The following is a 15,088-nucleotide window of genomic DNA, read 5'->3' on the forward strand; positions in this document are numbered from 1 at the left end:
GCCGCTTCAGTTCTTCAGGACGACCAAGATGGGTTCCTCTCTACGCATATGGGTTTCGTAGAGACGACCATTCACTCTGGCAATCATGGATTCGGCGCGGTCGTCTTGATGGATTCGATCAATGCGATTGTTTCGGCTTCGTTCCAGTCCTCACCGACATGGGTCACGGTCAGGAACGCCATGCCGTTGCGTCCGGGGAACATCCCCGCGACTTGATGCACCGGCTTGCCGCTGTCTTTCATTTTGCCGACGGTGAACTCAAATTCGTACGGTTTCCCTTCAATCGTCAGCGATCGCTTTTCCCGCGATTCAACGTCGATCTCGCGTGACTGCTGTTGCTGTTGCTCTTTCTCGCGGAAGGATTTCTCCATCTCTTTCTGAGAAGGGTTGCCGGGTAGCTGCATCTGCATCAGAAAGAGGCCGCCATCCCCCTGTTTGAACATGGCCGTCTGCATCTTCATTCCCAGGTTCAACCGGAAGCCTGCTTCGGGCTCGTATGTTTCCGGAAGATTGATGAAGGCAATCTCGTTGGCGATGTTGCGGACCTCGGCAGGATCCTGTGTGAACGACATCCCCTCCTTATAGACGTAGTATCCGCCGCCGCAGCAAACCAGCAGTGCCAGACCTCCCACGACAGCGAATCCCAGCAGCACCTTAGAGGCGGTGCTACGGGGGGGACGGGGCGTTGGCTCAATCTGAAAACCGGATTCTGGGTCGCTCACAGTTTGCCCCTTAAAGAGGTGCTCGGCAGTCGAAACGGACGCAACCACCATATCGAAGACGGTGAGAATTATCGAGCAGCGTGCGACGGAGAGATGGCCCGGGCAGGAACAGGGTGACTCCCCTTTCCCCCGAAATGGAAAAACGCCCGGGGTTCATCCATGAACCCGGGCGTTTCGCAGTACGCGAATCCATCCGCGAAATTACCGCAGCCGACACTGGAAGGAGACGAAACCTCCGGTCTTCCCCTTCAGCGGCTGATCAAATTCAAACGTCAGCAGTTTCCCGCCGGCGCCGTTGTCGTCGGTGTGGATCTGGCCATCCAGATTCGAGTCGACAGAATTCTCAATGTATTCCAGTCGAGGCGACAGATTATCAACCACGCGGACGCGTGTCAGTTCTTTGTCACCCACATTGTCGAATCGAATTGTAAACGTCACGATGTCGCCCGGATGACCCGACTTGCGGTCGGCGACCTTGACGATCCGCAGATCGCCCGGTGTGCGGCGGTCTTCCACTCCGGTCATATCCTGCGCCATCGACCGACCCTGCACGATCTGTCCGGACTGATCATGGGCGATGATCAAAGCGCTGCGTCCACCGGACCATTCCACCGCGCTGTCCACGCTCGCTTCCAGCAGGGCGATGTCGATGCGGTCAAACAGACCCTCACGGAAGAACTGGATGTTTTCGAACGCATTGAGTGTCTTAATGTGGCGGGCTGCGGCGACTGTCTGGTTGAGCTTGTCATCAACCGTGCGACCTTCGAGTCCGCTCACGCGGGAGCGAATCCGCAGGTCCTGCACTTCATCGGTCTGGACTTTTTCATCCAGGACCGCTTTGGCGTCGAGTGCCGCCAGTGACCATTCATCCTGATGGCCGAGCGCCTTCTCGATGGAGAGGTCTTCCACCGGTGTGGTCGCCGAACGGACCGCTCCAAACCGGGGAGCGTAGACACAGGCTTCGGTGCTCGGCTTCACGCGGCGTTTGCCATCGGAGTCGATGTACTCCGCCACGGTATCTTCCAGTCCGAGACCGGCCCGGTTCTTCCCCTCGTAGTGGACCGGAATTCCCTTGTCGCCCCCGTCGCAGACATATTCATCTCCGACATATTCCGCGCCCGGGAAGGGGCGTGGCGGGCATTCTCCCGTCGGACAGGTCGCTGCCACGGCGGGACCGCCGGGAGGGCAGTTGCTCCAGGCCGGGTCCGCCGCGAGGCGAGGTTCGGCCTCATGGTGAATCGGTGTTGCCCGGGGTTTTTCGCCGAACGGAATGTCAGCCTGCGCGGTCTGGGGAGCAGCGACATCGAGCGCTGTCTGCTGGATGCCTGTGCCCCCCAGAGTGGCAAACGGGTCTTCCCCGATGCCAAAGGGATCTTTTTCGGCGGGCTTGGCGGCCTTGCCGGCCAGAGCGGCCGCTTTGCTGTCGGGCTTGGCCGTCTCCTTCTGCGCCAGTGCAGCTTCTTTGTCTTTTTCGGCTGACTTGTGTTCCGGAGCGATGGCCTTGGCAGCCTCTTTGTTGCTCGCGTCGGCGAGTGCCGTTTCATCGCGATGAAAGACGCTTCGCGCCATCCGGTTCACCGAACTGCACGATGAGGTTGTAGTCAGCAATGTCGCTGCTGTCAGTCCGGTGGCTGCATGCCGCAGCCATGTCTGCGAGTACAGCTGGCGCAGTGAAAAACGCTTCATGATCTCATCCCCCCGCAGCCGGGCGAGCGGCCGGCTCATTTCCAGATAGAAAAACTGGTGATTGGCTGTAGAACTCGTCAGCAGGCGAGTTCGCATCCGGAACCCGTCCCCCAATTCGCACGATGGCCATTGGACGTCCCCGGAAATCGGCAGCCTGCAGCAGGTTGGCTGTCGGAGAAACGTCTTCGGTGAAAATTCCCTTCCCCTGGACTGCCGGAACGGCCATGTCGGGCTGTTCCAGATACACCACTTTGGTCACCATGCGATCCTGCAGAACGATTTCGATCTCTTGCTCCGTGAGCTCAATCGGAATTGGATATTCCTGCACGAGCTCGGCCGGAGGATGCAGACGGTCAAGAAGTTCAATTGTGGGGAAGATCTCGACGCCGGGGAACTCCGGCATGTCGCTGATCTTCACCCGATAAACGCGTCCCACCAGAAAGCTGGCCTGCGCGGGAGCGGGCTGTGCCACCACATTGCGTGGCGAGCCGGCATAGAACGAGACGACTCCCGTGGAAGGCGGAACGATGCGAATTGGCTGGGCAGCCGCTTCCGCTCCGGGCCGGATCAGCAGATTGACCCGGCCGACGACCCCCGTCGGTGCGCGATGGTCCAGGATCAGCTTCGTGTCCTGCGCCAGCCCCGGCGATGAAAACAGCACCGGCAGGCTGCTCATGAGCAGAATCAGTTTGGAACAGCGATGCAACATGGGTGTTCAACTGTTTGAGAGGACAGAGACACAAAGCCTGCAAAGGAGAGAGCAGAGGTTGCGAATCGGAACTGGCGCTATGGCCTGACCACTCGGCTGTGGTCTTTCGGCAGAAGGAGTCGCGTCGGCGCTGTATCCGATGCTCCAATGACAAAAGCCGGGGGGATGCCCCGGCTTCTGCAGTCATGGGGCTATGGTTGAGCCCAGGCTGGCTGGGAGACTTCACCCTGCTGATACACCGGGTGCTTCTCCGTGTACTGGATGTACTTGACCGGCTGGGGCAGGCTCAGACCCGGTTCATGACGAACGTCGATCAGCATGTGATCCACAGGTCCGGGAATGTTGTAGTCGGTCGTATTACGAACGGTGTGCGACTTGAGTCCGGCGGGACGTCCCAGCGGGATGTGCGGCGGGCCGGGGAGTCCGATCGGGGTTCCGACGGTCGGCATGCCGTAGATCGGGGCGTTGTAACCTGCAATCGGATCGTAGGCGGGCATTCCGGGGCCGGCAGGGCCACCGACAACCACGTCACCGGGGATGCCTGCACCGGGCTGGCCGATGCCGAGGTATCCACCCACGGGAACCGGAGCCACGAACTGTCCCTGAGCACCATCGGGTCCGGGAGTGTACTGGGTCTGCATCACGTTTCCGCGACCACCGTTCTGTCCGACGGCGTAGCCGGCCTGATTCGGCATTTCGAGGTTCATGTTCCCCATGCGGATCACAGCCATGATCGTTCCGCGGCGATCCGCTTCTGCCACCGGGTCCAGTCCCGGGCCGAGGCGGGTGGAGACCAGTTCTTCCACTCCGGCGATGGCCAGTTCCTGATACCGGGCGTCCGGCAGATAAATCACTTTGGTCACGAAGTTATTGGTTTCCACCTGATCCAGATCTTCGTCTGTGATCCGCAGCGGCAGAGCATTGTGCTCCAGGTATGCGGCGGTCGCAGCCTGCGTCGGATAGATGTGCAGCGACGGATAGATGCTGAGGCCTTCACGTCCGGGGATGCTGGACAACTTCAGGCGATAGGTCGCTGCCTGCACGAAGTTGTAGCGATCCGGAGCCATCAGCTGGTTTTCGGCAAAGCTCGAGCCGACCTGCCAGCCAATGTGCATCCCTTCCGGGCCCAGGAACCGGACCTGAGTGGTCCGGGTCACCTGCGGCGGGACAAAGCCGTACCCGCCGGGAGGGCAGGCAGCCGGCATGGTTCCGATCGCACCACCGGGAGGACACCCGGGGCCGCCAGCGGGCGCCATGGCCGTGGCGGAAGTCAGCATGACTCCCGGACCAGGACCGCCGACCATCGGGCCGGGGTGATCCATCATGGCTGCGGGAGGCGCGTGGTACTCGTTCTTCTTAAAAACCTGTTGGCCATCGCTCGCGCATCCCACACAAACAATGAGCAAGGTGCCCAAGGCCAGAAAATACAGTCGCATCGCTAGACCTCTTCCATGCTGGAATCGCTGGGATTGCAGTCGACCAACAGCGCCGGTAATGGCTAAACTTGATGGCTGGCGACACCCTGTCGCCCAACCGAGACGTCCCCTGTGCCAACCTCTGAATCACGTGCACAGGCTCTTGGTCACATCTTGTTTTCGGATTGGCGCCCCGGGAATCTTTGGAAAAACCACTATTTTCACGACAACATGAACAATCATCCCATCTTCACAGCCACGATTGCCCTGCTTGTTCTGGGTGGAGTGGGAACCGTTTACGCCTGGCAGGCGGAGTCGGAAACGCCCCCATCTGCGGCAGCTCCCGCGACGCAAACCCCTCCTGCAGAAGTGGTTATCAAAGAGGATCCACAGGCGGTGGCCGTGGTCAAGCAGGCTCGCGAACGCCTGTATCAGCACCAGTCCGTTCGCGCCAACATGGTGCAGGACGTTTCCATCGGTGATTACTCGTTCCACTCCGAGGGAACTTACCTCTCTGCCTCCGACTTTCGCTACCGGTTGGAATATGTCGCCAAGCTGGAGGATCTGGAGGGAACATTTCTCGAGGTCTGTGACGGCCAGATTCTGCACACCGTGCGGAAAGTGGCCGAAGCCCGTCCGTCTCTGCAGTCCGATTCCAAGCCGGACATCGAACTGAGCCGGCGAGACATCCAGAAGATTCTCCGGGAAGCCCGTCTGCATCAGGATCGGCCTGTGGCACTCCGGGCTGCCGAGATCGGACTGGGGGGGCTGCCGTCGGTATTGGCTTCGCTGGAACGGACGATGATTTTCGATGCGATGCGCCCGGAAACGGTCGATGGCCGGGAGTATCTCGTCGTTCAGGGACGCTGGAGAGCCGACCAGGCTCAGTCCCTGATCATGGGACTCGGGGGACTGGGTGGGCAGCTGGCGGGCTTTCTGCCCGATACCGTCCGGGTCTATTTCGCCAAGGAGACCCTGTTTCCGGAACGGTTCCGTTACTTCAAGCGTGCGACGCAAGACGCCAAAAAATACCACGAAATGATTTCTGTGAAGTTTCAGAACGTGGTGCTGGACCAGCCGGTGGCTGCCCAGCAGTTTGCTTATATCGCCGTCCCCGGATACGAAGAGAAGGATGACACCCTCATGTATCTGGAGATGATCAATGCCGCCGCCGGGATGGGCTCGTCCACCCCGTCTGCCGTTCCCCGGAGTGCTCCGTAAGGACGGCCACGACCGCTCCGCCGCAGCGGTTGGCTGACACGCTGTTCAGCCAACCGTTGACCGTCTTCCGGGGACAGCCGACCGAATTCAGTTCTGGATGTCGTCCCCGTCGACTTTACGCGGAGGCAGATCCATCGCTGCCTGCGGGTCGGCCAGTTCCGCGGCCGGTGTCGGGGCGAACCCCGGAGCCGCTTCGGGATTGGTGAAGAACACCCCTCCCACCGGAGCCTGAGTCGAGAACGGTTCCGGAATGGCTTCCAGTTTGTCGGTCTCGCGGGCGTGATTCCGCTCGTCGGCGATTCGCTGGGCATCCAGATAGGCCTCGGGACACCAGGGACCTTCCGCCATGAAGATGGCGTTGTGCCGCAGGATGGTTCCTTTGCGATACTGGAGATCGTTCAGTGCCTTGTTGTAATCGACGAGGCTCGTGTAATACGCCACCTCCGCCTCCGCCTGCCGCAACTGGGCCCGCAACAGTTCGTCGAGCAGCACCGTTCCTTCACGGATGTTCGGTTCGAGATATTTCACGTTTTCGCGGGCTGCGATCAGCCGGTTCATATTGGTTTCGGCCGTGTTGTAGGCTCGTGCCAGTTCCTGGAACGAAACCGCCAGCTCGGCAGAAATTTCCTTCTCCTGCTCCTGCAGCACCAGCTGGGCCTTGGAGATCCGCAGTTCGTAGTTCCGGACCTGAGCCAGAGCCGAACGGAAACCGATGTTCCAGTTGAACTGCACACCGAGATTCCAGCCGGTCTGGTCTGCTTCTCCGATTGAGCCGTAGAAGTTGTTCGGGGCTCCCTGCACGCTTCCGCCGGCGAGATTGTCGCCGAAGCCGTTGATCTGATAGCCGGAGATGAAGTCCAACCGGGGCTGCACCAGACTCTTCGCCGCAACCAGTTGGAGTTCCAGACTCTTCAGGTTCCACTTCTGCCGCCGCAGCTCCACACGCTCGGTGAGCGCTTCGGTGAGACAGGCGTACCAGTCGGGAATCAGCTGTGCCGAAACCGGTTCGTCCAGCGGACGCAATGTTGTTCCGTCATTGGCGGCGAGTCCGATGAGGCGTCGCAGCCGGATTTCCGCCGAGAAGATATTCGAGCGGGCATTCAGGGAGGCCGCTTCGGTCCCGAAATACTGGTCGCGTGCCTGAGCGACTTCCGCCCTGGTCCGCACTCCTCCCTGCAGCTGCAGATCGGCGATGCGCCACGTCAGCAGCGAGGAGTCTTTGGCCGTCACCGCCGTATGGTAATTGCGGTAGGCCTGATACAAGTTCCAGTACGCATCTTCAATGTCCCGGACCAGCACCCGCAGTGCGAAGTCAAAGTCTGCAATCGAGATGTCATTGTTGATACGGGCAATGATCACCCCTTGGGAGACCCCGGTCAGCCCGCCGAAGGACTGGCCGATCGGACCGGCAATCCGGGTGAATTCCGTTCCGGACCCCGCCAACAACGGCAACTGATATTCGATTCCAACGTTCCCAGCGTAGGTCGAGGGATACAGCTGGTTCAGCTGGTTGCTGCCCAGATAGTTGACGTTGTGATTGACCGAGATCGAGCCCCCGTTCGCAAAGATCTTGCTGAGTGAGGCGTTGAAGGCAGTGGCATCGGAATTCAGAACACCGCTGTTGGTGACGAATGGGCTGTTCTGATAGACCTCGTTTTTCCCGGTGATGACGCTGGCATTCACCTGAGCGTCGAAGGCGGAGAGGGCCGCTTCCACACCGCGGTTTCCGAACAGGACCCCGGTCTCCTGAATGGCCGGATCGAGCGTTGAGGGAATGACGTTGGGGACGGCCAGCAACGGATTGGTAGGCGTCAGGAACGCGCCGGCGGTCCGCAGAACCTGGCTGTTCGCCAGTCCGATCTGAATGGTTTCGGCCAGTGAAATATCCCGGATCGGGATTTCGTCGGTTTCCAGAATCGTGTGAGGCGGTGCCGTTCCCGTGACCTGTGGGGGCGGGGTATCGGCAACGTTCGGATACGATAGCTCGGTGGCGTGGGCCTTGTACGTGTTCCGCTGTTCCTTGCCGAGGTAGAACACGTCAGCCCGATCGCGGACACATCCGGGCATCATCCACGCCAGCAGCGCGGCGAGTGCAGCCTTCCGGAGTCGTCTTTTCTTCAAGCTTCCTAGCATCTGTGGCAGCTCCTTCCGCCCATCGACCTCAGCACAACATCCTTGCTGTGCCTGATTCCGTGCACGTTGCGTGTTCCGTCTGAACGGAAACCTCCACGCAACGAATGCCCGAATCTCCTGCTCTGTTATTCAGTTTCGAACTATCGTCGCCTTAACCGTCAGCTGATGATTGATTCATTCACGACATACCACTGTCAAAGGGCATGCCGGAGGTCTTACCGCTGCGATCCGGTTACTGCCCCTGAATTGCCTTACCGGAACAACCGTTGCAGGTATGCGTCTCATGCGAGCTTTTCCAGCAAGATTGCCGGTGAGGGTGAGTTTGACGCTCGCGAAGCGAGGGAAACTGGATTCTGTTATCAAAATCCGCAGATCAGCTGATGCGGGATTGGCTCTGCCGCCGCTGGAGTAGACCCGGTTTGCAGAATCAGTGATGATTCAGGCGGATCCAGTCGATTTCTGCTTCCCGGTGTGCTGTCGAAAGTTCTGCATCGTGAATATTCCCTTCCGTGGGCCTTCCGGCCGAGTTCGAACCGTGGCCGTGATTGACGTGGGGGCCACGTCAATCCGCATGGCGATCGCCGAAATCCAGGCCGAAGGGACGATTCGCCGCCTGGAAACGCTCTCTCAGGCGGTCCATCTCGGGAAAGACACGTTCACCACCGCCGAGATTTCCCGCACCACGATCGAAGAATGCGTGTCGGTGCTCCGGTCGTATCGTCGCAAGCTGGACGAATACGGGATTTCCCGTGCTGAAGATATTCGAGTCGTCGCGACCAGTGCCGTCCGCGAAGCGCAGAACCGGATCACGTTTGTCGACCGGATCTACGTCGCCACCGGGCTTTCCGTCGAAACTCTCGATGAGGCCGAGGTTCACCGGATCACCTATCGAGGGGTGCAGCCGCTGCTGAAAGGTCAGGAAGGGCTGCATCGGATTCCGTCCATCATCGTCGAGGTGGGCGGGGGTAATACCGAACTGCTGACGATCGAGCAGGGAAACGTCGCCTACTCGCATGCATTCCGGCTTGGCTCGCTCCGGCTTCAGCAGACATTGAGTCTGCATCATGTTCCCCGAAACAAGATCCGGATGATTCTGGAGGGGGAGATCCACAGCCAGCTGGAGCCGTTTACCGAGATTCTGCGCAAATACCCGTCGGTGAATCTCGTCACGATGGGTGGGGACATCCGCTTTGCTGCCGAGGAGATCCTGAAAGAGCGCGTGACCCATGATCGGCTGGTTGAATTGAAACTGGGGGAGCTGGGCAGGTTTGTTGATGAGATTTTCGCCCGTACCGAAGAAGGGCTCGTCAATCGCTTTCATCTGACGTTTCCCGAGGCGGAGACCGTCGGCGCGGCGTTGCTGGCGAATCTGAAGATCGCCGAATTGCTGGGGGTCGACCGGCTGCTCGTCTGTAACGTGAACCTGCGGGAAGGACTGATCCGTGACATGTCCGAAAGCGGGACTTGGACGGACGACTTCCAGAAGCAGATCATTCGTGCCACCTGGGAACTGGCCCGCCGCTACGATGTCGATCAGGATCACGCCCGCAATGTGGCGGAACTCTGTCGTCAGTTGTTCCGGCAGCTCCGGAAAGAACACGAACTGGAAGACCGGTACGAGACCTTGCTCTATGTTGCTGCGGCCCTGCACGAGAGCGGGGGCTATATCAACTCGTCGAGTCTGCACAAGCACTCGATGTACCTGATCATGAACAGCAGCCTGTTCGGGCTGACGGCGGATGATCTGCTGCTGGTGGCTCTGGTGGCTCGTTATCACCGGCGATCTTTGCCGAAGACCACTCACCAGCCGTACGCGTCGATGGACCGGGTGCGGCGGGTGATCATTTCCAAACTTGCTGCAATATTGCGCATCGCCATTGCTTTGGATGCCTCGCGCAGTCAGCGAATCCGCCAGATTGAATGTACGCGCGTGCGTGACCGGCTCGTCATCACGGTTCCTTACGTCGATGATCTCTCAATTGAGCAAATTGCCTTGAGACGGAACCGTCAGTTCTTCGAATATATTTTTGGACTCGATGTGCTGCTGCGCGCTCAAGTGAAAGCCGCACCGGCCGAATCGAGCTCCCAGCTGTAACTTGTCCTGAACATGCGTTGCCAAGGAAGGTCTCTGCCAGCAGCGATCCGCTGTCGCTGGGGTCTCACTTCGGTTTCAGTCTCATGCTCTGACTCCGCGCTCCTGCCGCGGTAAAGACATTGACCGAAAATGCTTGGGGAGCTACGGTTCGAAAGTTTTTCAGGGATCAGCCTCAGCGGCCACTTTTCACCGGACGAGAATTTTCACGATGTATAAGAAACTCGGTGAAATTGTCAGCCGCTACCCCAAAACCTGGATCTGCGTCTGGCTGGTCGTGGTGGTAACTGCCGTCAAACTTTCGCCAACCTTTCAAGAGGTGTGGAAGGATGGCGAGTTCTCCTTCCTGCCGGAAGAATCTTCGAGCCGACAGGCGGAACTGCTTTATCGCGAGGCGTTCGCCTCTGCCCCCCCGACGGAAGAAGAAGCGACCGAGGGTGGGAAATCCGTCAAGCAGGACCCGCTGGGCAGCAACATTGTCATTGTGCTTGAACGACCGGAGCGCAAATCCGGGATCAATGATGCCGACCGGGCCTTCATCAGCGAGACCCTGATTCCAGCGTTGCATGAGATTCAGCGGACCACGCCCGCGGGGCATCGCGATCTGCTGAAGTCCTCATTCTCCGAAATCCCCGAGTCGGAGCAGGTCATTGCCGCGGTGGCGACGTACGACGATCGCCGCATCGGACCTTTGCTCGTCAGTCAGGACAAGCAGGCGACACTCGTCGTTATCGACCTGAAGACAGAGTTCCTCAATCGCAAGAACGTGGTGGTGCTGCATCGCGTGGAGGATCTGCTCAAGGATCCGGAAATTCTCAAACAGAAGCCGCTCGGTCTGGCCATGGCCCTGAGCGGTTCGGCCACAGTCGGCCGTGACATGCTGGAAGCGGAAGTCACCAGCGCCAGTCGAACCGAACTGTTCACCAAGTTGCTGGTGATCGTGCTGCTGCTGGCCATTTATCGCGCCCCGCTGCTGGTCGTCGTCCCGCTGGCAACGGTGGGAATCGCCCTTGCTCTGACACAGGCTCTGCTGCGGATTCTGGCCGGACTGGGCTGGATCGACATCTTCACCGGATTGGAAGTCTATGTCACCGTGGTGGTCTACGGTGCGGGGATCGACTACTGCCTGTTCCTGATCGCCCGCTACAAGGAAGAGCTGGATACCGGCATCACCAACGCGGAAGCGATGATGCGATCCATCTACCGGGTCGGTGCCGCTCTTGCCACCAGTGCGGGAACGAGCATCATCGGGATCGGGATGATGGGCTTTTCAGACTTTGGAAAATTCCGGCAGGCCGGCTTCGCGATCTCGTTCGGTCTGTTCGTGTCACTCTGCTTTGTGTTGACCTTCACCCCGGCGTTTCTGCTGATTCTGGGGAAATGGGCCTTCTGGCCGGATGTCCGGCGTGACGAAGTGGCCTACCGGGCCGGCTGGGTCCCTAGCGCCAGTCTGTGGAGCAAAATTCGCGATCAACGCTGGCTCGACCAGGGCTGGCAGTGGACTGCCAACCTGCTGCAGCGTCGACCGGGCTTCGTGTTTCTGGCGACCGTGCTGATCATGATGCCGCTGGCTGTCGTGGGAGCCGCATTCCAGAATGATCTCAGCTACGGTCTGTTGACTGACCTTCCCCAGAACGAACCGAGTGTCGTCGGGGCCAAGGTCGTCCAGAAGCATTTCGCCGCCGGAGTGACCGGTCCGGTCACAATGCTGGTGCACTTCGATCGCGAGGCTCTGGAAAAACAGTATGACGGACAGGATCTCACCCAGATCACTCTGGCGAGTCAGCTCAGCAAGCAGATCTCCGAGACGATGTCGGCCCAGAAGGAAGATCTCGACATTGTGGATATCCGCAATCAGATCCATCCGCTGGGGACGACCGAAGAGGCTGCCAAATACATGTCGAGCCTGCCGCTGATCAAGCGGGGACCGACCCGTCGGATTGCCCACCAGACCTACACCGCCACGCAAGGTCCGCTGGCGGGGGAAGTGATGCGACTCGATTTTGTGCTGGATCGCGATCCCTTCACCCGCGAAGCAATCGAGCTGCTGGGAAGTGTGGAGGGGGCAGTCCGCGAGGCGATCCCTCTTAACCCGGACGCTCCGGAAGGGGAGCAGGATGCCCTGCGGCGCACCGCCCGCATTCTGCCAATGGGAACCACTGCCGGAATCCGCGATCTGAAATCGGTCACCGATCGTGACCGGATCGTCATCGACCTGCTCGTGGTCGTGTCGGTTTATCTGGTGCTGGTCACGCTGCTGCGGGAACCAGAAGTCTGCGGCTACCTGATCATCAGCGTCGTCTTCAGCTATCTGGTTACACTGGGGGCGACGTTCCTCGTCTTCTATCTCCGCGATCCGGCGGGGTTCAACGGCATCGACTGGAAGGTTCCGATTTACCTGTTCACGATCCTGATTGCGATGGGGGAGGATTACAACATCCTGCTCATGGCACGTGTCACGGAAGAACAGGAAAAGCATGGTCTCGTGGGGGGCGTGCTGACCGCCCTGACCAAGACCGGCGGGATCATCTCCAGCTGCGGAATCATCATGGCGGGAACGTTCTTCTCCCTGATGTCCGGCACATTGCTGGGAATGGTGCAGCTCGGTTTCGCCCTCGGGTTTGGCGTACTGCTCGACACCTTCGTGGTTCGCCCGATTCTGGTTCCTTCGTACCTGATCCTGCTCTACAGCGGACGGTTCGGCAGGGTGGGTCGATTCCTCGGCGCCCCGGCAAAGTCAGAGTCTCTGGCCGCCTGAAGGATTCAATCTTCAGCTGCCGAATTGATGCGACCAGCCACCACGTTGAAGGGGGAGACGTTCCCCTTCAACAACGATGGTCGCCGCACTGCCCCGGGTGACCACTCCGATTTTCGTTACGGGAATCGCCAGCGGTGAATTGTTCAGCAGTCGCTGACCGTCTGCGGCAGAAACTGTGAACAGCAATTCAAAGTCCTCGCCGTCATTGAGAGCGTGGAGCAGACGCTCCCGCTGCGGCAGCTGCCGATCAACATCGGCGTGAATGGGGATGGCGTCCCCGTCGAGTTCCGCCCCCACCTGACTGGCATTGAGGATGTGAAAGAGATCGCTGCTCAGGCCATCGCTGATGTCCATGAGCGCGTGCAGGTCATAGGTTGACGCCAGCAGCTGCGCTTCCCGGATGCGGGGCTCAAAGGTGAGATGCCGGTCCGATGGAAGCGAGCCCCCCAGCCCGCCGGTCACGAAGATCCAGTCGCCGGGTCGGGCCCCCGCGCGGGTCAACGGCTTCCGGCGTTCGCTCCAACCCAGCAATGTCACGCTCAACGCGAGTGGACCATCCCAGCTGTTGGTGTCGCCCCCCGCAATGGCCACGTTCCATTCCCGAGCCAGTTCGAACATTCCCGCGTAGATCCGCTCGAGAGACGATCGGGAGAGAGAACGAGGAAGCACCAGTCCCACGAAAGCGGCACACGGTTCGGCGGCCATGGCGGCCAGATCGCTGAGATTGACTGCCAGCGCCTTGCGGCCGATCCGTTCCGGAAGGGTCTGCTGCAGGTCGAAGTCGACCTGATCGGTGATCACATCGACCGTGACAACCGTTCGTCGGCCGGCCGGGTCCAGGACTGCGGCATCATCGCCGATTCCGAGCAGCACGTCATCGCGCAGCGGGGCCTGTTCTCGCACCCAATCGATGAACGAGAACTCCGGGGAATTCGCGAACGGTGTCGTCGTCATGTGTCACTTCCGTTCGTCGCTGGCAACGGAGAATTCGCACGCCCACTGCAGCAGGCGTCTCGGCCGATCACGGGCACAAAGCCGCCTGGTGACGATGGGCAGATGCCAGGTCTGTCTGCACTATTCCGCGGAAACATTCACGTAGACTTTGAGAGCCGACTTGTTTTCGGTCAGCTCCCGCATGATCAGTTCGGGCTGCTCGTATCCGTCGATCGGTGTGGTCAGGATTTTCGACGTGACACCGGGGAACATCACCTCGCCCAGCGAGAGGTCGGAGAGTCCTCTCGCGAAGTGTTTGCGATTGGCATTTACGCTACCGAGCAGCAACTTGTTTCCGAGAACCCACTCGAGGTTCACTTTGTCGGAAGGAAAACCGGAGAGCTGTCGGCTTCCTCCCGTCACGCTGGTCCAGACGAGAGCACCATTCAAATTCAGGTGCTGCATGCATTCGAAGGCGACAGCGCTGTTACCGGTCGCTTCGACGATCAGGTCCGGACGACCGACCCGTTTCACGAGTTCTTCCATCGGTGTTTGACGGGTACTGATGTAGTGCGCGCCGTAGCCGTTCAGAATCTCTTCCCGCAGACCCGGCTCGGGAGTGCGGGCGAGTGTATAAACCTCCAGCCCCCGCAGTCGCAACATCAGCGAGGTCAGCAATCCGATCTGTCCGGCACCTGTCACGAAGGCGAGCTTCGGTTCCCAGATCTGCAGACGTTGTTGTGCAAGTTCGGCCTGTTCGATGGCCTTCGCACAGACACTCGCCGGTTCAGCCAGCACGCCCAGGTGCTTCAGGCCGACGGGGACCTTGACGATGAACTCGGCATCGTCGACGAAACGCTCCGTCATAAAACCGTGTCGCAGGTTGATCCCGCGCTCGTAGTAGACATCATGACTGGTGATGTCATTGCGGCCGATCTGATCGAACAGCGTGGGGCCCGGGCGGCGGACAGTGCAGGTGCAATAGTCTCCGGGCTGAACGTTTTTGACCTCGGGGCCGACTTCTTCGACTCTGCCGAAGACTTCGTGTCCCAGCACGAGGTAGTCGTCCCCTTCCGGTGCCCGTCCGTAGAGGGCTTCATTGATTTCGGCATCGGTCGCATCCACGCCGACCTGCAGCGTCCTCACTAGGACACCCCGGCCTCCCGGCACATCGGAGACCCGGGGCTCGCGGATCTCCGCCAGATGGGCGCTGTGGGGACGACCAGGATGGACAGCAAGAGCTTTCATGAATGTCGGTCGCTCAAACAGGGGCGCAGGGTGTTTCAGAGGTCGGTGAAATGGGCAGCGCGGAAATCGGTTGAAGCCGCACCACCCGGCCATGTCTGGCCCGTAGCATCGCGATCCTCTTGGGATTCTGTCAATCTGCAGTGATCCGTTTGAATGCCTGGAGTCACCGGG

At 59.8% G+C, this 15,088-nt stretch carries 10 protein-coding genes; 3 read left to right on the top strand and 7 right to left on the bottom strand.

Annotated features, from left to right (window positions below):
• Positions 1 to 83: 83 nt before the first annotated feature.
• The 4 genes from SH664x_RS02660 to SH664x_RS02675 all read right to left on the bottom strand — a co-directional run bounded on the left by SH664x_RS02660 (position 84) and on the right by SH664x_RS02675 (position 4,553).
• On the bottom strand, positions 84 to 722 hold the full coding sequence (locus tag SH664x_RS02660) for a hypothetical protein (protein ID WP_437204814.1): 639 nt from the start codon (positions 720 to 722) through the stop codon (positions 84 to 86).
• A 201-nt stretch (positions 723 to 923) separates the two neighbouring features.
• Positions 924 to 2,504 (bottom strand): hypothetical protein, encoded by a 1,581-nt coding sequence (locus SH664x_RS02665; protein WP_437204816.1) that lies wholly within the window; start codon positions 2,502 to 2,504, stop codon positions 924 to 926.
• Positions 2,413 to 3,117: a hypothetical protein gene (locus SH664x_RS02670; RefSeq protein WP_437204817.1), complete on the bottom strand. Its 705-nt coding sequence runs from the start codon at positions 3,115 to 3,117 to the stop codon at positions 2,413 to 2,415. The genes SH664x_RS02665 and SH664x_RS02670 overlap by 92 nt, the downstream gene beginning before the upstream one ends.
• 191 nt (positions 3,118 to 3,308) lie before the next feature.
• Positions 3,309 to 4,553, bottom strand: coding sequence for a hypothetical protein (locus SH664x_RS02675; protein ID WP_437204819.1), 1,245 nt, complete (start codon positions 4,551 to 4,553; stop codon positions 3,309 to 3,311).
• Positions 4,554 to 4,763: 210 nt separating this feature from the next.
• Here SH664x_RS02675 and SH664x_RS02680 point away from each other — a divergent pair, with 210 nt between their 5' ends.
• The gene (locus SH664x_RS02680; RefSeq protein ID WP_437204821.1) at positions 4,764 to 5,753 is read left to right on the top strand and encodes a hypothetical protein; all 990 of its coding nucleotides are present in this window, start codon (positions 4,764 to 4,766) and stop codon (positions 5,751 to 5,753) included.
• A gap of 87 nt (positions 5,754 to 5,840) precedes the next feature.
• Here SH664x_RS02680 and SH664x_RS02685 read toward each other — a convergent pair whose 3' ends face one another.
• Positions 5,841 to 7,886: a TolC family protein gene (locus SH664x_RS02685; protein ID WP_437204823.1), complete on the bottom strand. Its 2,046-nt coding sequence runs from the start codon at positions 7,884 to 7,886 to the stop codon at positions 5,841 to 5,843.
• Positions 7,887 to 8,421: 535 nt separating this feature from the next.
• Here SH664x_RS02685 and SH664x_RS02690 point away from each other — a divergent pair.
• Both SH664x_RS02690 and SH664x_RS02695 read left to right on the top strand, forming a co-directional pair.
• Positions 8,422 to 9,981, top strand: coding sequence for a Ppx/GppA phosphatase family protein (locus SH664x_RS02690; protein ID WP_437204825.1), 1,560 nt, complete (start codon positions 8,422 to 8,424; stop codon positions 9,979 to 9,981).
• Positions 9,982 to 10,189: 208 nt separating this feature from the next.
• Positions 10,190 to 12,736: an MMPL family transporter gene (locus SH664x_RS02695; protein ID WP_437204826.1), complete on the top strand. Its 2,547-nt coding sequence runs from the start codon at positions 10,190 to 10,192 to the stop codon at positions 12,734 to 12,736.
• 12 nt (positions 12,737 to 12,748) lie between these two features.
• Here the strand turns inward: SH664x_RS02695 and thiL are convergent, their stop codons facing one another.
• Together thiL and SH664x_RS02705 are read right to left on the bottom strand one after the other, a co-directional pair.
• A complete protein-coding gene (gene thiL, locus SH664x_RS02700; RefSeq protein ID WP_437204828.1) occupies positions 12,749 to 13,690 on the bottom strand; it encodes a thiamine-phosphate kinase in 942 nt (313 codons plus the stop codon).
• A 120-nt stretch (positions 13,691 to 13,810) separates the two neighbouring features.
• Positions 13,811 to 14,917, bottom strand: a complete 1,107-nt coding sequence (locus tag SH664x_RS02705) for a glucose 1-dehydrogenase (protein WP_437204830.1) — start codon at positions 14,915 to 14,917, stop codon at positions 13,811 to 13,813.
• Between the last annotated feature and the right edge of the window lie 171 nt (positions 14,918 to 15,088).

The organism is Planctomicrobium aquicomposti (assembly GCF_051466325.1).
Lineage (GTDB): Bacteria > Planctomycetota > Planctomycetia > Planctomycetales > Planctomycetaceae > Planctomicrobium.

Coding starts and splice junctions, on each gene's coding strand:
- SH664x_RS02665 (WP_437204816.1), bottom strand. CDS start 2,504: ATGCGAACTCGCCTGCTGACGAGTTCTACAGCCAATCACCAGTTTTTC.
- SH664x_RS02670 (WP_437204817.1), bottom strand. CDS start 3,117: ATGTTGCATCGCTGTTCCAAACTGATTCTGCTCATGAGCAGCCTGCCG.
- SH664x_RS02675 (WP_437204819.1), bottom strand. CDS start 4,553: ATGCGACTGTATTTTCTGGCCTTGGGCACCTTGCTCATTGTTTGTGTG.
- SH664x_RS02680 (WP_437204821.1), top strand. CDS start 4,764: ATGAACAATCATCCCATCTTCACAGCCACGATTGCCCTGCTTGTTCTG.
- SH664x_RS02685 (WP_437204823.1), bottom strand. CDS start 7,886: ATGCTAGGAAGCTTGAAGAAAAGACGACTCCGGAAGGCTGCACTCGCC.
- SH664x_RS02695 (WP_437204826.1), top strand. CDS start 10,190: ATGTATAAGAAACTCGGTGAAATTGTCAGCCGCTACCCCAAAACCTGG.
- thiL (WP_437204828.1), bottom strand. CDS start 13,690: ATGACGACGACACCGTTCGCGAATTCCCCGGAGTTCTCGTTCATCGAT.
- SH664x_RS02705 (WP_437204830.1), bottom strand. CDS start 14,917: ATGAAAGCTCTTGCTGTCCATCCTGGTCGTCCCCACAGCGCCCATCTG.